The 17,200-nt window shown below is 61.6% G+C and carries 17 protein-coding genes; 4 read left to right on the top strand and 13 right to left on the bottom strand.

Annotated elements, in window-relative coordinates; translation table 11 throughout:
• Positions 1–51: 51 nt before the first annotated feature.
• The 3 genes from RHM62_RS09975 to RHM62_RS09965 are packed head-to-tail and all read left to right on the top strand — an operon-like array spanning position 52 to position 2,645.
• Positions 52–789, top strand: coding sequence for an ATP-binding cassette domain-containing protein (locus tag RHM62_RS09975; protein ID WP_322121963.1), 738 nt, complete (start codon positions 52–54; stop codon positions 787–789).
• Complete coding sequence (locus RHM62_RS09970) at positions 774–2,036, top strand: ABC transporter permease (RefSeq protein WP_322121962.1); 1,263 nt, start codon at positions 774–776, stop codon at positions 2,034–2,036. Before RHM62_RS09975 ends, RHM62_RS09970 begins: the two co-directional genes overlap by 16 nt.
• Positions 2,037–2,045: 9 nt before the next feature.
• On the top strand, positions 2,046–2,645 hold the full coding sequence (locus RHM62_RS09965) for a DUF3299 domain-containing protein (protein WP_322121961.1): 600 nt from the start codon (positions 2,046–2,048) through the stop codon (positions 2,643–2,645).
• 95 nt (positions 2,646–2,740) lie between these two features.
• Here the strand turns inward: RHM62_RS09965 and nadC are convergent, their stop codons facing one another.
• Together nadC and nadA are read right to left on the bottom strand one after the other, a co-directional pair.
• On the bottom strand, positions 2,741–3,610 hold the full coding sequence (gene nadC / locus RHM62_RS09960; protein ID WP_322121960.1) for a carboxylating nicotinate-nucleotide diphosphorylase: 870 nt from the start codon (positions 3,608–3,610) through the stop codon (positions 2,741–2,743).
• Entirely contained in the window at positions 3,607–4,746 is a 1,140-nt protein-coding gene (nadA, locus tag RHM62_RS09955; protein WP_322121959.1) for a quinolinate synthase NadA, read from the bottom strand. Before nadA ends, nadC begins: the two co-directional genes overlap by 4 nt.
• A gap of 212 nt (positions 4,747–4,958) precedes the next feature.
• Here nadA and RHM62_RS09950 point away from each other — a divergent pair, with 212 nt between their 5' ends.
• Positions 4,959–5,573: an alternative oxidase gene (locus RHM62_RS09950; RefSeq protein WP_322121958.1), complete on the top strand. Its 615-nt coding sequence runs from the start codon at positions 4,959–4,961 to the stop codon at positions 5,571–5,573.
• A gap of 51 nt (positions 5,574–5,624) precedes the next feature.
• Here the strand turns inward: RHM62_RS09950 and RHM62_RS09945 are convergent, their stop codons facing one another.
• The 11 genes from RHM62_RS09945 to RHM62_RS09895 all read right to left on the bottom strand — a co-directional run bounded on the left by RHM62_RS09945 (position 5,625) and on the right by RHM62_RS09895 (position 17,143).
• Positions 5,625–7,226, bottom strand: a complete 1,602-nt coding sequence (locus RHM62_RS09945; protein WP_322121957.1) for an ABC-F family ATPase — start codon at positions 7,224–7,226, stop codon at positions 5,625–5,627.
• A gap of 82 nt (positions 7,227–7,308) precedes the next feature.
• Positions 7,309–8,223 (bottom strand): muramoyltetrapeptide carboxypeptidase, encoded by a 915-nt coding sequence (ldcA, locus tag RHM62_RS09940; RefSeq protein ID WP_322121956.1) that lies wholly within the window; start codon positions 8,221–8,223, stop codon positions 7,309–7,311.
• Positions 8,216–8,701: a tRNA adenosine(34) deaminase TadA gene (tadA, locus tag RHM62_RS09935; protein WP_322121955.1), complete on the bottom strand. Its 486-nt coding sequence runs from the start codon at positions 8,699–8,701 to the stop codon at positions 8,216–8,218. The genes ldcA and tadA overlap by 8 nt, the downstream gene beginning before the upstream one ends.
• Positions 8,694–9,140, bottom strand: a complete 447-nt coding sequence (queD, locus tag RHM62_RS09930) for a 6-carboxytetrahydropterin synthase QueD (RefSeq protein ID WP_009664984.1) — start codon at positions 9,138–9,140, stop codon at positions 8,694–8,696. Before queD ends, tadA begins: the two co-directional genes overlap by 8 nt.
• Before the next feature lie 4 nt (positions 9,141–9,144).
• Complete coding sequence (gene queE, locus RHM62_RS09925; RefSeq protein WP_322125379.1) at positions 9,145–9,780, bottom strand: 7-carboxy-7-deazaguanine synthase; 636 nt, start codon at positions 9,778–9,780, stop codon at positions 9,145–9,147.
• A 140-nt stretch (positions 9,781–9,920) separates the two neighbouring features.
• Entirely contained in the window at positions 9,921–10,568 is a 648-nt protein-coding gene (locus RHM62_RS09920) for a transmembrane anchor protein (protein ID WP_322121954.1), read from the bottom strand.
• A 13-nt stretch (positions 10,569–10,581) separates the two neighbouring features.
• On the bottom strand, positions 10,582–11,277 hold the full coding sequence (locus RHM62_RS09915) for a HupE/UreJ family protein (RefSeq protein WP_416172325.1): 696 nt from the start codon (positions 11,275–11,277) through the stop codon (positions 10,582–10,584).
• Positions 11,278–11,366: 89 nt separating this feature from the next.
• Positions 11,367–12,644, bottom strand: coding sequence for a TolC family protein (locus tag RHM62_RS09910; RefSeq protein ID WP_322121952.1), 1,278 nt, complete (start codon positions 12,642–12,644; stop codon positions 11,367–11,369).
• On the bottom strand, positions 12,641–12,943 hold the full coding sequence (locus RHM62_RS09905; protein WP_322121951.1) for a DUF3240 family protein: 303 nt from the start codon (positions 12,941–12,943) through the stop codon (positions 12,641–12,643). The genes RHM62_RS09910 and RHM62_RS09905 overlap by 4 nt, the downstream gene beginning before the upstream one ends.
• Positions 12,936–16,019: a CusA/CzcA family heavy metal efflux RND transporter gene (locus RHM62_RS09900; protein ID WP_322121950.1), complete on the bottom strand. Its 3,084-nt coding sequence runs from the start codon at positions 16,017–16,019 to the stop codon at positions 12,936–12,938. The genes RHM62_RS09905 and RHM62_RS09900 overlap by 8 nt, the downstream gene beginning before the upstream one ends.
• Positions 16,019–17,143, bottom strand: coding sequence for an efflux RND transporter periplasmic adaptor subunit (locus RHM62_RS09895; RefSeq protein ID WP_322121949.1), 1,125 nt, complete (start codon positions 17,141–17,143; stop codon positions 16,019–16,021). Before RHM62_RS09895 ends, RHM62_RS09900 begins: the two co-directional genes overlap by 1 nt.
• Positions 17,144–17,200: the final 57 nt, after the last annotated feature.

Genomic DNA, 17,200 nt, shown 5'->3' with positions numbered 1-17,200 from the left:
TGCACGTTGGCTGGGCTTTCCGGCCACTACTCCTCTTTCCGAAACAGCCGCATGACAATCCATTCACCTGCCATCGCCATCGAAGACGTGGTCTTCCGCTGGAAGCCGGATCAGCCTTGTCTCGATATCCCCGGCATCAACATCATGGCGGGCGAGCGGCTGTTTCTGCACGGTCCCAGCGGCTGCGGCAAGAGCACCTTGCTGGCATTGCTGGCAGGCGTGCTGGTGCCGCAACAGGGCGACATCACGGTATTGGGCCAGCCGCTGGCATCCTTGTCAGCCAGCGAGCGCGACCGTTTCCGGGTCGATCACATCGGGTTTGTTTTTCAGCAATTCAATGTACTGCCTTATCTGAGCGTGCTTGAGAACACCGTATTACCGTGCCGTTTTTCGCGGCGTCGTGCCGCACAGGCAATCGTCACCAGCGGCAGCGTAGGTGCCGAGGCGCATCGGCTGCTGAGCCGTCTTGGTCTGGGTCAGGCCTTGTTGGCACGACCTGCAGCGATGCTCAGTGTCGGGCAGCAACAGCGCGTTGCGGCGGCGCGCGCGCTGATGGGCACGCCCGCCTTGCTCATCGCCGACGAGCCGACCTCATCGCTTGACGCCGCGCGCCAGCTTGATTTTCTGGCACTCCTGCAGGAGTGCGCAGCGGCCTCCTCGACGCTGGTCGTGGTCAGCCATGACCAGCGACTGGCAACCCATTTCAGCCACACGCTGGCGCTGCCGGAAATCAACCGTGCCGCACCCGGGCACCACGATGACGGACCGCTGCGATGCGCTATCTGGTGATGATTGCTTTCAGGAGTGCCTGGAACCGCCGCCTGACGCTGGGCCTGACAGTGCTGGCCATCGCGCTATCGGTGGCGCTGCTGGCTGGCGTCGAACGCATGCGCCATTCTGTCCGCAGCACCTTTGCGCAATCAGTCTCGGGCACCGACCTGCTCATCGGCGCGCGCGGCAGTCCGTTGCAATTGATGCTGCATGCGGTGTTCCGGATTGGCGAGCCGACCGGCAACATCCGCTGGCACAGCTTTCGCCAGCTGGCCGACCGTCCGGAAGTGGCATGGGCCATCCCGCTGTCGCTGGGCGATGCCCATCACGGCTTTCCGGTCATCGGCACCACGGCGGCTTACTTCGACCACTTCCGGTATGGCCGCGGATCGCCGCTGGTACTGGCCAGCGGACGGCGTCCCGATCATCTGTTCGAGGTCGTGCCGGGTGCCGACGTGGCCGATCAACTGGGCTACCGGCCGGGCGACCAGATCACGCTGAGCCACGGCCTTGACGACAGCGACCTGGCCGAACATGCCGACAAGCCGTTCACGGTGGTCGGCATCCTCGCGCGCACCGGCACGCCGGTCGACCGCAGCGTGCATGTGAGCCTCGAATCCATCGAGGCGATCCATCTTGACTGGCACGGTGGCGCGCACCTGCCGGGACTGGCGATCCCGGCCGGCCAGGTGCGCAAGTTCGACCTCGCACCGAAACACCTCAGTGCCGCCCTGATCGGCTTGCACAACCGCGCCGACGTATTCCGTCTCCAGCAAGCCGTCCGGGAGTTTCGCGATGAACCGCTGCAGGCGGTACTGCCGGGCGTCGCACTCGGGCAATTGTGGCAACTCACCGGCGTGGTCGAAACCGTTTTGCTGGCGATCTCGGCACTGGTGCTGGTAACGGCATCGTGCAGCATGGTTGCCGTGATCCTCGCCGGCCTCAATGAACGACGGCGTGAACTGGCGATCCTGCGCTCGGTCGGCGCACGGCCGCGCGAGCTGTTCCTGATGCTGCTCATTGAAAGCACCGGGCTGACGGTCGTTGGCACGCTGGCGGGTCTTGCGCTGCTGGCATTGGTCAGCGTGATCGGCGCGCCGCTAGTCCAGCAACAATTTGGCCTGACGCTGCAGCAGGCACTGCCGGTACCCGGCGAATGGCGCTTGCTGATGGCGGTGGTCGGCGTCGGCATGCTGGCCGGACTGGTGCCCGGCCTGCGCGCGTATCGCCATGCTCTGGCCGAAGGATTGACACCGCGAACCTAGGACAAACCGATGGACAGACGAGGATGGATGGTGCTGGTAGCCACGGGCTGGTCGCTGGCGCATGCGGCACCGAAGAGCAAGGATTACCGGGTCGGCGAACGCTTGCCGGATGCGGCGATGAGCGGCAAGTCCGCGGGTAATTACCGCGACATCGGCTGGGAGGCGCTGGTGCCCCAGCATTGGGATGCGATGACGGCTTTCCGCGACAACATGGCGCAGCTCAACGATGCCGATCCGCGCGCCATCGCCGCGCTCGACAAGCTGCGCAAGGAGTGGGACAAGGCACCGGTGGAGCCCGCCATGAACGGCAAGCGCGTGCGTATCTCCGGTTTCGTGGTACCGCTTGATGGCGACGACGGCAATGTGCGCGAATACCTGCTGGCCCCCTACTTCGGTGCCTGCATCCACCTGCCACCACCGCCGGCGAACCAGATCATCCACGTGTTTGCCGACAAGCCTTCCAGCAACGTCTACATGATGGCGGCGGTGTCGATCAGCGGCGTGCTGCAGACGGTCAGTTCGCCGGCTTCGGGGCAGGCGATGGGACTGGCGGGTAGCATGGGCTACCGGATGCGGGTTGAGCAGGTGGCGGCTTTCAAGCGGCCTTGAGCCGGGGGTGGCACTGACGGCGGTTTTCTGTAAAGCTGGCTGGTGCAATAACCGCAGAGCATTGCACCGAATGCACTGCATAGCGCCCCCTGCCGCTACCGCTCGATGATCCGCAATGAATAATCTGTCGCCCGCACATCCTTGGTCAGGCTGCCAATCGAAATCCGGTCGACGCCGGTTTCGCTGATCGCACGCACGGTATCGAAGTTGATCCCGCCCGAGGCTTCCAGCAGTGCCGCGCCCGAAGTCAATGTCACCGCCTCACGCATCTGCGCCAGCGAAAAATTATCCAGCAGCACCGAGCGCGCACCGGCAGCCAGCGCTTCCTTGAGCTGGTCGATGGATTCGACTTCGATCTGTATCGTCACGCCGGCGTTCAGCGCGAAGGCTTTTTCCATCGCCAGCCGCACACCGCCGGCCGCGGCAATATGGTTTTCCTTGATCAGGATGCCGTCATACAAAGCCAGCCGCTGGTTCGCGCCGCCGCCGACGCGGACCGCATATTTTTGCGCCAGCCGCAGGCCGGGCAAGGTCTTGCGGGTATCGAGAATGCCGGCGGCAGTGCCGGCGACCAGCTCGACGTAACGCCGCGTCTGGCTGGCCACGCCGGACATCATCTGCAAAAAATTCAGCGCGCTGCGTTCGCCGGTCAGCAAGGCACGCGCCGGCGCTTCGATCTGGCACACAACGCTGTCGGCGCGCATCAATTCGCCTTCGCCGTAATGCCAGTCGATACGGATGCGCGCATCGAGTTGCGTCATCACCGCTTCGAACCACGGTGCACCGCATAGCACCGCCGCTTCGCGCACGATCACACGCGCCAACACGATGGCGTCATCGGGCACCAGCAAGCCGGTAACGTCGCCGCTGCCGACATCTTCGGCCAGCGCCAGCACGACATTGGCATCCAGAGCCGCGGCCAGCGCGGGTTCGAACGGCGCGTAAGGATTGACGAGATTGCTCATGCCGGTCCTATCCCTGAAAACAATTTTTGTTCCTGCGCGAGGTCGGACGACGGACGCACATTGGTTTTTTTCTGCGCCGCAAAATCAAGCATGCGGTCGATGCAGACCCGCGCCTTGGTGCTGGTGGCTGGATCGACATCGATCGCATTAGCGCCGGATTCAAGCACGTCAGCCAGATTCTGCAAGCCATTCATTGCCATCCACGGACAATGCGCACAGCTCTTGCAGGTCGCGCTGTTGCCCGCAGTCGGCGCTTCGATGAAGGTCTTGCCGGGAGCAGCCAGGCGCATCTTGTGCAGGATGCCGTTATCGGTGGCGACGATAAATTCGTCGACACCCGGCGTGAGGGTCGCGGCGATCAGTTGCGAGGTCGAGCCGACCACATCGGCAAGCGCCACCACGGCAGCCGGCGACTCGGGATGCACCAGCACCATCGCGTCCGGATGCTCGTTGATCAGCAGTTCCAGTTCGACGCCCTTGAACTCGTCATGCACGAGGCACGAACCCTGCCACAGCAACATGTCGGCGCCGGTTTTTTTCTGGATGTAATCGCCCAGATGTTTGTCCGGTGCCCACAGGATTTTTTTGCCCTGCGCATGCAAGTGAGCGACGATGTCGAGACCGATTGACGAGGTCACCATCCAGTCGGCACGGGCCTTGACGGCGGCGCTGGTGTTGGCATAAACGACCACGGTGCGGTCCGGATGCGCATCGCAAAAAGCGGCAAATTCATCGGCCGGGCAACCGAGGTCGAGCGAGCAGGTGGCGTCGAGGTCCGGCATCAGCACGGTTTTTTCGGGACTGAGGATCTTGGCGGTTTCACCCATGAATTTCACGCCGGCGACGACCAGTGTCTTGGCCGGATGATCGCGCCCGAAACGGGCCATTTCGAGCGAATCAGAGACACAGCCGCCGGTCTCTTCGGCCAGATCCTGCAAGTCGGCGTCGACGTAATAGTGAGCCACCAGGACCGCCTGTTTTTCGATGAGCAGGCGCTTGATGCGCTCTTTCAGGGCGGTCTTTTCGGCCGGTGTTGGCGTGACCGGCACGCGCGCCCAGGCTTGCGCACTGCAACTGGTGCCGGTTTGCATTTGCGGACGTTCAAATTCGATGGTCTTGATGGCTGGCGTGGGCATGGTGTCGACGGTAGAAAAAAAGTGAGAGGGAGCCGCGTTCGGCGCAGGCCGCCATTTTAATGGGCTTTTGGCCTGCTGGCGGAAATCGACGGCGCTGTGTGACCTGGACCGGCAACCGACACGCGCAACCGATGCTACCCTGCAAGTCGGGTCAGACCGGTGGCGACCACAATTCGCCCCCTCCTGATCAGCCCACCCACGAGGAAAGCCCTATGCGCGCCGCTTCAGAAACCATCATCCATCACGAACCACGCGATCTGTCCGATCGCGTTGCACTTGGATTCACTAAATTCCTGCGCTTTCTGGCAGACGTCTTTTTTGCCAAACGATATGGCCATCGCGCCGTCGTACTGGAAACCGTCGCCGCCGTGCCCGGCATGGTCGGCGGCTTGCTGCAACATTTGAAGGCCTTGCGCCTCATCAAGGACGATAACGGCTGGGTCCACACGCTGCTCGACGAAGCCGAAAACGAACGGATGCACTTGATGACCTTCATCCAGATCGCCCAGCCGTCCGGCTTCGAGCGACTGGTGATTTTTGTGACGCAACTGGTGTTCTACAACCTGTATTTTTTCATCTACCTGTTCTCGGCCAAAACGGCACACCGTATCGTTGGTTACTTCGAAGAAGAAGCGTATTACAGCTATACCGAATACCTGGCCGGCATCGACAACGGCGAGCATGAGAACATCGCCGCTCCCGACATCGCCATCAAGTACTGGAACCTGCATCCCGATGCCCGCTTGCGCGATGTCGTCATCGCCGTGCGTGCCGACGAAGCCGGTCACCGCGATGTCAATCATGCGTATGCCGACGCACTGAGCTGACGTAAAAACGGAGCGCCATGCGCTCCGTTATTTTTTTCTCCTGCAGGCAGCTTAGTCGATGCCCTGGCTGGCCAGATAATTCTCGTACGAACCTTGATAGTCGATGATTTCGTTTTCCTTGACTTCAAGGATGCGGGTCGCCAGCGACTGCACGAACTCGCGGTCATGCGACACGAAGATCAACGTGCCGGCGTATTTTTCGAGCGCGACGTTGAGCGATTCGATCGACTCCATGTCCATGTGGTTGGTCGGCTCATCCATCAGCAGCACGTTGTGCCGGCCCAGCATCAGCTTGCCGTACATCATGCGACCTTTTTCGCCGCCGGACAGCACCTTCACCGGCTTCTTGACGTCGTCGCCGCCGAACAGCAGGCGTCCGAGAATCGAGCGCACGGCCTGGTCGTCATCGCCTTCCTTGGTCCACTGATCGATCCACTCGGTCAGGGTCTTGTCGGTCGAAAAATCTTCGGTCGGATCCTGCGGCATGTAGCCGACGTTGGCATGCTCGGCCCATTTGACCTTGCCGGTGTCCCCTGCGAGTCCGGACAGTTCGACGCCGCCCATGCAGCGCAGCAGCGTGGTCTTGCCGGCGCCGTTGGCACCGATGATGGCGATGCGTTCGCCGGCTTCGACCATGATGTCGAAATTCTTGAACAGCGTGCGGTCGTAGGTTTTGGTCAGGCCGGCAATCTCGACGGCCTGGCGATGCAGTTTCTTTTCGCCGTCAAAACGCACGAACGGGTTGGCCCGGCTCGATGGCTTCAGGTCTTCGACCTTGATCTTGTCGATCATCTTGGCGCGCGAAGTGGCCTGGCGGGCTTTGGATTTGTTGGCCGAGAAGCGGCGCACGAACTCCTGCAGTTCGGCGACCTTGTCCTTGGCTTTCGCATTGACCGACAGCTGCTGCGCGCGCGCTTGCGACGACGCGAACATGTAGTCGTCGTAATTGCCCGGATAGACCTTCAGCGTGCCGTAGTCCATGTCGGCAACGTGAGTGCAGACCTGGTTCAGGAAGTGGCGATCATGCGAAATGATGATCATCGTCGAGTTGCGCTCGTTGAGCACATCTTCGAGCCAGCGGATGGTGTTGATGTCGAGGTTGTTGGTCGGTTCGTCGAGCAGCAGGATGTCCGGATTCGAGAACAGCGCCTGGGCCAGCAGCACGCGCAGTTTCCAGCCTGGTGCGACATTACTCATCGGACCCTGGTGCTGGTCGATCGACACGCCCACGCCGAGCAGCAATTCGCCGGCACGGGCTTCGGCGGTGTAGCCGTCGTATTCGGCAAAGCGCGCTTCGAGATCGGCGGCTTTCATGTAATCGTCGTCGGTGGCGTCCGGGTTCGCGTAGATCGCGTCACGCTCGGCCATCGCTGCCCACATCTCGGTGTGGCCCATCATCACGACATCGAGCACACGCATTTCTTCGAACGCGAACTGGTCCTGGCGCAATTTGCCGAGGCGTTCGTTGGTGTCGAGCATGACGTTGCCGGCCGATGAATCGAGGTCGCCGCCGAGGATTTTCATGAAGGTGGATTTGCCGCAGCCGTTCGCGCCGATCAGGCCGTAACGGTTGCCATCGCCGAACTTGACGGAAATGTTTTCAAAAAGCGGCTTGGCGCCGAACTGCATCGTGATGTTAGCGGTAGAGAGCACTGAAGAAATCCTTACGAACGTATTTGAAATCGTACTTTAAATTTAAGCCGCATTTTACCATCGCGCGGCGAGCGAATTTGCGTTATCGCGCCAGCAAATGCGGGTAGCCGGAGACGGTCAGGGTCCAGCCGTGGGCATCGCCGGTCAGCGTAGCCGGCGCACCCACTGGCAAGGTGACCTTGTCGACGATGTGCCCGAACGGCAGGCCGGTCAGCACCGGCACCGGCAACGTAGCGCGCAGCCGGGCCAGCATCGACTCGAAACAAAAGCCATTGTCGATCTCGCTCAACTTGTAGCCGGAAAAGTCCCCCAGCACGATCGCGCTTTGCTGCGCCAGAACACCCGCATGCAGCAGTTGCAGCAGCATCCGCTCGACCCGGAACGGATGCTCGTTGATGTCTTCCAGGAACAGGATGCCGCCAGTGATGTGCGGCAGATACGGCGAGCCGACCAGATGCGCGACCATCGCCAGATTGCCGCCCCACAGGATGCCGCCGGCATCGACCGGCGGACTGTCGGGCTGCTCGACCCGGACCACGGTGCGCTCGCTGGTCAGGCATTGCCAGCAGTGCGCATGCGTGAAGTCGCTGGCCGGTGCGCGTGTGAAGTCATCGCACAGCATCGGTCCGGCAAAACTGACCGCGCCGGTCTGCGCCAGCAACCCCAAGTGGAATGCGGTGAAATCGCTGTGACCGAGGAAGAGCTTGCCGCTGGCCGCCAGCAGCGGCCAGTCGAGTTGCGGCAGGATGCGCGAGAGGCCGTAACCGCCGCGCAAGGCCAGCACGATATCGGCATCAGGATCGCTTGCCGCTGCATGCAGATGCGCCACCCGCAGTGCATCGCTGGCACCGAAGCGCTCGTGTTTTTCTTCCGCCGCAAAGTGGCGATTGACGCGATAACCGGCGGCTTGCAAGCGCGCGATTGCGCGCTCGACGGCTCCGATATCGGTCGCATAGCCGCTTGGTGCGACTAGCGCAATGCCGATCGATTCACTCACTGGCAACTCCCGTAGAAGGCGGCTTTTGCGCCAGCCGCCGTTCGGCAAAAAAATCCTTCAGCAGCGCGCTGCAGTCGTCGGCCAGCACACCACCGACCAGGCCGGTGTGATGATTCAACTGTGCTTGTCCGAACAGGTCAAGCACTGAACCGCAGCAACCGGTTTTCGGGTCGCTGGCGCCGTAGATCACCCGCGCCAGTCGCGCATGCATCATTGCACCGGCGCACATCGCGCAGGGTTCCAGCGTGACATACAGTTCGCATCCCGGCAGCCGGTAATTGCCCAGCAGCGAAGCACCGGCGCGCAAGGCCATGATTTCGGCATGCGCGGTCGGATCGTGCGTGCCGATCGACTGGTTAAAACCGGTGGCGACGACCTGCCCGTCTTTGACCAGCACTGCGCCGACCGGCACCTCGCCCAGAGCCCAGGCATTGTGCGCCTGGTCCATCGCAAGGCGCATGAAGACGCTGTCATCCATGGACGACTTCGGCCCAGCAGTTCGGTGTTTCGTAGAGCTTGATCTTGTGCAGCGTCAGGCCGGTGCCGAAGTTGTCGGTGTAGGTCGCCTTCAGGATATCGAAGGCAATCCGCGCCAGGTTCTCGACGGTCGGCACCAGCGGCAGCACGACGGTCTTGTGATCCGGCAGGCTGTCGAGGAAAGCGCGCACGGCCTCGTCTTTTTCATAGACCAGGAAGGCGTGGTCCCAGACATCGACCAGCGCTTGCTTGGCCAGCGTCTTGACGTCGGAAAAATCCATGATCATGCCGTTGTCGGACGCGCCGTCGGCCGCTACGACGCCGCCGGTGAGCGTGATTTCGAGCGTGTAGCGATGGCCGTGCAGGTTGCGGCACTGGCTTTTGTGGTCGGGGATCCGGTGGCCGGCGTCGAATTCTAATTTGCGGGTAATGGTCAGCATGGCGTTACGGTATCTGTAAGATTTTATGGGTTTGCACGCTCAGCTTCCACTTCGGGTGGCGCTTGCAATGCTCAATGGCACGTTCGGTATTGCGGGCAGCAGTGGGACTATCCATCGGCTGCAAATAGAAGTGCTCGAAGTCCAGCGATTCATACATCAGCAAGTCTTGTCCGAGCTGCGGAATGACCACTTTCAATTCGTTGCCGCTGCGCTGGACCAGCTTGCTGCCCATCTTCGGGCTGACGCAAATCCAGTCGACTTCAGGCGGCACCGGCAAGGTGCCGTTGGTCTCGAGAGCAATCATGAAACCTTGCGCGTGAAGCGCGTCAATCAGTGCAAGATCGAGCTGCAGCATCGGCTCGCCACCGGTGATGACGATGAATTTGCTGGCCGGATAACCGGCCGGCCACAAACTGTTGACGGTAGCGGCCAATGAGGCGGCATCGGCGAACTTGCCCCCCATGACGCCATCGGTGCCGACAAAATCGGTATCGCAAAACTGGCAGACCGCCGTGGCGCGATCGCTCTCGCGGCCGCTCCAGAGGTTGCACCCGGCAAAACGGCAAAACACCGCCGGACGACCGGCATGGGTGCCCTCGCCTTGCAAGGTATAGAAAATTTCTTTCACGCTGTACGTCACTGCACTTGCCTCGCTTTGGATCAGGTCACCACGGGCATTCCCGGGCGCGCAAGTATAACCGAGCGCCCGCAATTGGTTTGCTGCGGACAAGGACACCGCCGCGCGCAGCCGTGGCTATATACTCGACTTTTCCGGACCTTTCAATTCACGCTTTTGTAGTCACCGACAGTTTCAAGGGTAATCGTGACGTCCTTATTGGCGCGATTACGCCAGAACCAGCCATGGTTGCCATCGAAGGCAGCGGTAAATTCACCCGCATCGCTGACGACTTGCAGCCCCTTGCTGTAGCCGTGATACGCATCCTTGGGGCCGGCCGATGGATCACCGTGGGTATCAAAATTGACGGGGCTACCGTTGGTCTTCCAGGAATAGCTGACCTTGGCTCCTTTTTCCATCGCCAGTTTGACTTCGATTGCCGCGCCGGGCTTGAGGGTTACGCTGGTTTCATCGGTCCTTGATGTGACCACCGTGGCGGCCACGGGGACAGGCGTCGGCTGCGTCGCCACCGGCGGGACAAGCCCGGCAACGACAGCGACAGGCGGCGCTGCAGGCAGGGTGGCCGTGACCGGTGCTTCGGCACTGGCTTCGGCAGCAAGCGAGACCTTGATCTGGCCCATCGCGGTCAGACCCAAAGTGCGTCCGATGCCGGTTGGATCGATACCGTATTCGGCCGGTAGCACGACAGTCACCAGCAAAACTGCAGCGGTAACGAGGGCAATCCCGGTTGATCGTAATAATTTTTTACTACTCGGTAGTTCGGCGCGCAAAGGCAACTCAGTGTTGTACATCAGGTAACTCCAGTCAGAGTGTGAAATAGCCGGTCAGCTGATAGCCGACGAGCAGGAATCCTGCCGCCATCATGGCGACGTTGGCTGTATAGGCATGGCGTAAAAAACTTCCGGTGCGACGCCAGAATCCCATCACGATCAAGATGGCGGCGAGTGCCAGCAACTGGCCGACCTCCACGCCGATATTGAAAGCAATCAGGTTCGTCAGCAGGCCGTCGCGCGAGATCTCGTATTCCTGCACCTTGGTCGCCAAACCCAGGCCGTGAAACAGGCCGAAGATCAGCGTTGCCACCCTGGTGTTGGGCTGCACGCCGAACCAACGCTGAAATGCGCCGACGTTATCGAGTGCCTTGTAGACGATCGACAGGCCGATGATGGCGTCGATCAGATAGCCATTGATGCTGGTGCCGAGATAAACGCCCAGCAGCATCGTGGTCGAATGGCCGATCGCAAAGAGGCTGACATACAAGCCAATATCCTTGAGCCTGTAGAGAAAAAAAATCACCCCGAACAAAAACAGGATGTGATCGTATCCGGTGAACATGTGCTTGGCACCGAGATAGACGAAGGCCAGAAAATGGACGCCCGAGATCTCCTGGATATAGCCTTTGTCGCCTTCGGCAATGCCGTGCGCATGGCTGATGGTGACCAGTAAAAAATACAGCGTCAGTCCAACGAGGATGGACCAGACAATCCGCTCTCGCGTCATACGGGCCTGCGCGGGTCCGCTCCCTGAAAACAATCTTGCAAACATGAATACTCCGGGTCAGTGTGAAAAATTCGTCCGTAAAAAATCGCTCATTCGTGCGCCATGTCCCAGACCAGATGGGCATCCACCAGCAGCCCGTAATAACTGCGACTGGCGGCCACTTTCGCTCCCAGCGCATTTTGTGCCGCCGTCGTGGCTTGCCGCCGTGCGCTCAGCAGCGCCTGCAGATCGGCCTCGCCTAACGCATAGGCACGCGCCATCAGGCGGGCGTTATCCTGCATCTCGGCAGCCCCCGCTTCAGCGATTTGCCAGCCTTCGAACGTACCCTGCGTAGCGGCAAACGCCGCACCGATTACCGCATCAAGCTGACGTTTTTTAGAAGCGACTTCCTGACGCGACATCTCATCGGCATGCACCGCCCTTTGGGCGTGGCGATTGCGCTGCGAACCGGGAATCGGGATGCTGAGCATGACGCCGGTCAGGCGCTCGCGACCGCCGACTTCCGACGCAGTGAACAGGCCCACGGTCGGATCAGGCATCTTCTCGGCTTGCGCCCTTGCGCCGCGCGCCTGCATCTTCTGCAATTGCGCTTCCGCAATTTTCAGTTCGTCGCTTTGGTCCAGAATGCGCGCACGCCAGAGCGATCCATCCCCCACCAGCGGGTGCGCAGCGGGGAACGCCGACAGGTCACGGCCAAAGCCCGGAAAGCGCGCCTGCAAGCGCGCCCAGGCAACGGCAGCAGCCGTCTTGATCTCGATACCGGCACGTTGTTGCTCGGCCAGTTCGGCGCGTGCCACGCTGGCATCAAGCCTGGCGGCATCGCCCGCCTTGACGCGTTTTTCGACGATGCGCACATTCTCTTGCGCGGCCTGCAAGTGCATCAGTGAGAGCGCTTGGCCCTGTTCGGCATGGGCCCAGTCCAACCACAAACCAAGCAAGTCGCGGGTCATTTCATGCAGCACTTCGCCATGGCGCGCTTCGGCTTCGTCCAGCGTTGCTTGCGCCAGACTGCCATCGGCACGCGCTTTGTCCGGCAAGCGCAAGGTGCGCTCGATGCCGGCGTTCCATTCGCCGTAGCGCTCACCGGTGTCGACGGTACGCCGCTGCGTCGTGACTCTGGCGGTCCATTCGTACGGCGAGTCGGTCAGCAAGCCGGCATCCTGACGCGCTGCTTCCAGTCCGGCACGCGCCGCCGCGACGCCCGGGGTCTGGTCGATCAACGGACGCACCACGGCCGTCGGCAGCAACAGCGGATAGTTAACTGCACTCTGCGGTAGCGCCGCCACACCGATGAGTTCGGCAGCCAGCACGCTACCGGCCGACAACGCCGCACCGGCGACCAGCGCCTTCCATCGTATTTGCTTCATGCGAATTCTCCGGTTTCAGTCACCGGCGTCAGCCAGTAGCGCAAGCCGGTGCCGGCAAAACTGTCTTTCATACGCGCCAGCAAGCGCGAGCGGTCGGCTTCGTACAGCAGCGCCTCGATCCGGGTAATGACGGCCAGGCCCAGCACCTGTTCACTGGCACTGAGCCGCTCGGGATGCACGCCATGGACGGCGGCCCGGCTGCTGGTAAAGAGCACGATTTCAGGGATCATCAGCAGCGTATCGAGTACGCGTTCTTCCAAGGCGGGCGGGCACAGCAAGGTCAGGCAAAGGTCAGACATCGGAAGTCTCCTGCTTCGCAAACGCGAAGCGCAAATAAAGGATGGGTAACAGCATCAACGTCAGGGCGGTGGCAGTGACCAGGCCACCGATGACGACGATGGCCAGCGGTCGCTGGATTTCGGAGCCCGGGCCGGTGGCGAACAGCAGCGGGATCAGGCCGAAGGCGGTAATCGACGCCGTCATCAGCACGGGACGCAAGCGCCGGCGCGCGCCCTGCGTGACGACGTCGAGCAGTGCCATTCCTTCCTCGCGCAACTGGTTGAAGTAACTGACCAGCACGACACCATTGAGCACCGTAATCCCGAGCAAGGCGATGAAGCCAACCGAGGCCGGTACCGACAGATACTCGCCGGTTAGCCACAGCGCGACGATGCCGCCGACCAGCGCAAACGGAATGATCGCGAGGATCAGCAACGACTGGCGCACCGAACGGAAGGTAGAAAACAGCACAATAAAAATCAGCCCGAGCGCCACCGGCACCACGATGCTCAGGCGCTTGGCCGCACGCTGCTGATTCTCGAATTGCCCGCCCCAGCTGATACGATAACCGGTCGGCAAGGCGAGCTTGCTGGCCACGCTGGCCTGAGCTTCCTGAACGAAGCCGACCAGATCGCGCCCGCTGACATTAGCAATGACGACGCTGTAGCGACTGCCCATTTCGCGGTCGATCTTGACCGGTCCGGCAGTGCGTTCCAGCCGCGCTACGCCGGTCAGTGGCACGCTGGTGCCATCGCTGGCAGTGATGCGGGTGGCGGCAAATTCGGTCGGTGACAGCCGTACCGATTCGGTGGCGCGCAGCACGATGGGCGTACGGCGATTGCCTTCGATGGCGCTGCCGGCCTGCAGCCCTTCGATCTGCACCCGCAGCGCATCCTGGATTTCCTCGATGGTCAGGCCCAGTCGGCCAGCCTGCAAGCGATCAACCACCACGCGCAGGTATTGCACGCCATCGTTCTGGACCGTGTAGACATCCTGGTTGCCGGGGATGGTCTTGAGTACCGCTTCGACTTCGGCCGCGTACTTGTTCAACTGACCGAGGTCAGGACCGAAGACCTTGACGGCGATATCGCCGCGCACGCCGATGATCATTTCACTGACCCGCATTTCGATCGGTTGCGTGAAGCTGTACTTGATGCCGGGCAGCGTATCGAGCACCTTGCGGATTTCGTCGATCATCGCTTCCTTGTTTTTCATGCGCCATTGACTGCGTGGCGTCATCAGCAAATAGGTGTCGGTCTGGTTCAAGCCCATCGGATCGAGCCCCATCTCGTCGGCACCGGCGCGTGCCACTACGCCTGTGACTTCGGGCAACGCCTTCATCAAGGCCTGGTGGATCTTCAGATCGAGCGCGGCGCTTTGCTCCAGGCTGACCGTCGGCAGCTTTTCGATGCCGACAATCAGGTCGCCCTCATCCATCGTCGGCATGAAAGTCTTGCCGACCTGGGTGTAGACCGCACCGGCCCCCATCAGCATGACGACGGCACCGATGACGACCGTGCGCTGGCTGCGTAACACCCATGCCAGCACCGGCGCATACAGCGCCAGCAGTTTGCGCGGCAGCCATGGCTCCTGGTGTTTGACGTCACGCAGCAAGTAGGACGCGAAGACCGGAATTGCGGTCAGCGACAGCAGCAGCGATCCGGCCAGTGCAAAGACTATCGTCAAGGCCACCGGCGCAAAGAATTTTCCTTCGAGATCCTGCAGCGTCAGCAGCGGCAGGAACACCGTGATAATGATCAGGATGCCGGAGGCCACCGGCGCGGCGACTTCGCGCACGGCCCGGTAAATCAGATGCAGACGCGGAAGTTTGCCGGCACTCGGATCCTGCGCCAGTCGCTGCACGATGTTTTCGACGACAACGATAGACGCATCGACCAGCATGCCGATCGCAATCGCCAACCCGCCCAGACTCATCAGGTTGGCCGACATGCCAAAACCGCGCATCAGGATAAAAGTGATCAGCGCCGCCAGCGGCAATACCAGCGCCACGGTCAGGGCGGCGCGCACATTACCGAGGAACAGACCGAGCAGGACGATGACGATCACGGTCGCTTCCATCAGCGCGTTCGACACCGCACCGACCGCCTTCGAGACCAGATCGGCACGGTCGTAAAACACGTTCAGCGTGACGCCCTCCGGCAAGGTCGGCTTCAAGTCAGCGAGTTTTTTGCGTACTCCTTCGACGACTTGCTGCGCATTCGCGCCGGCCAGTCCCAGCACCAGGCCCTGTACGGCTTCGCCCTTGCCGTTTTGCGTGACGACGCCATAGCGCGTCAGTGCGCCGATACGCACTTCAGCCAGCGCACCGACGCGTACCGGGACGCCACCATTAACCTTGACCACGACGGCGCGCAACTCCTCGAGGCTGGTGATGCTGCCTTCGCTACGCACCAGCAAAACTTCGTCGCCTTCGCCGAGACGGCCGGCACCGTCATTGCGATTATTGGCGCGTATCGCCTCCTGCAACTGCGCCATCGTGACGCCACTGGCTGCCATCGCCAGCGGATTGGGCACGACCTCAAAGGACCGCACCATGCCACCCAGCGCATTGACATCGGCCACGCCGGGAACGGTGCGCAGCGCCGGACGGATCACCCAGTCCAGCAAGCTGCGCCGTTCTGCCAGCGACAAGCGATCGCTATCGACAGTGAACATGAACATCTCGCCCAGCGGCGTGGTGATCGGCGCCATGCCGCCGCTGATACCGCCGGGCAGGCTATCGCTGATGCCGCCCAGGCGTTCGCTGACTTGCTGGCGCGCCCAGAAAATATCGGTGCCATCCTGAAAATCGATGGTGACATCGGCCATCCCGTACTTGGTGACCGACCGTAGAATCCTCGTCTTCGGTATGCCGAGCATTTCGACTTCGATCGGCACCGCAATGCGGCTTTCGACTTCTTCCGGCGTCATGCCGGGCGCCTTCATGATGATCTTGACCTGCGTGCTCGAGACATCCGGAAAGGCGTCGATCGGCAATTGCAAGAAGGCGAACCAGCCGGCACCAGCTACCAGCAGCGTGGCCAGCAGTACGAACAGGCGCTGGGATAAACAAAACTGGATCAAGCGGGGCAGCATCAGTCGCCTCCCTTTTCACCCAGCCAGGAGCCTTTGAGCGCGACCACACCCGCAACCGCGATCAGCTCGCCGGCCTTGAGTGAGCCGGCAATACGCACGCGCTGGCCGGCGGCGCTGATCTGCCTGACCTTGCGCGCCTCGAAACTATCGGCACCACGCACAAAGACGTAGACAGCAGCGCCATCGTGGGCCAGTGCCGCCAGGGGCACATCCCAACTGGTGTTGTCGCTGGTCAAAGGCAATTGTGCGGTGATGAATTCGCCGGGTCGCAGGTCGCTGCCGGCACCAAGCTCCGCCCGGATCGCGACGGTCTGACTGTCGGGTGTGACGACTGGACTGATGCTGACGATGCTGGCAGTGCCAGTTCGCCCCAGCAAGGTCAGCTTGCTGCCGACACGCCAATTGGCCGCCTCGGCGGCCGGGGCCTGGATCTCGAGTATCAGGCGATCAATTTGCGCCAGTTCTAACAGCGCCATCGCGGGATCGACGCGCTGCCCTGGTTTGACATTGATGCTGGTGACGACACCCGCCTGCGCTGCATGCAATGTGACGCCATCGTCGAGTTTGCCGGAGGCGAGTACGCGCGAAATCGATGCCGCCGACATGCCGGCCAGACCCAGTGCCGCTCTGGCCTGGCGCAGAACGGCTTCATTCTCAGTAAGCGCTGCTTCGGCTTCCTGTACCCGGCGACGGGCAATGATGCCCTCGTCGAACAACGCACGTTCGCGCTGCGCGGCGAGACGCGACAGCTTGGTTCTGCTATCGGCTTGCATCAGTTGTAGTTGTAACGGGCCGAGCTCCTGGCTGACGATGCGCAGCAGTGGTGCGCCCTGTTTCACGGCCTGATTCGGTTGCACGAACAGCTGTACCGCCAGACCGGCCAGCGGCGCGCTGATCATTTGCTGGCGATTTGCCGGTACTGTCACCTGCGCGGGCAAGCTCAGTACGACCGGCGCGGCATCGCGCTGCAGGGGCTGGGTCCGGATAGCCAGCGACTGCATCTGCTGCTGCGTGACCGCAAAAATCGCCGGGCGATCGGCTGCCACCGAGCGAGTGCTGCACGCCAGCGTTAATACGAAGGACAGGCTGACGCACAGAGGCGGGAGAAGAATTCTTTTTTTCATGATTGTTCCCGGAGGAGTCAAAGGGGTGAGGCGGTGAAGGAGATCCATGACAAGCGC

This window comes from Actimicrobium sp. CCC2.4 (genome assembly GCF_034347385.1).
Taxonomy (GTDB): domain Bacteria; phylum Pseudomonadota; class Gammaproteobacteria; order Burkholderiales; family Burkholderiaceae_D; genus Actimicrobium.
Note: the sequence above shows the minus strand (reverse complement) of the source record. Positions and strands in the feature narration are given on the sequence as shown.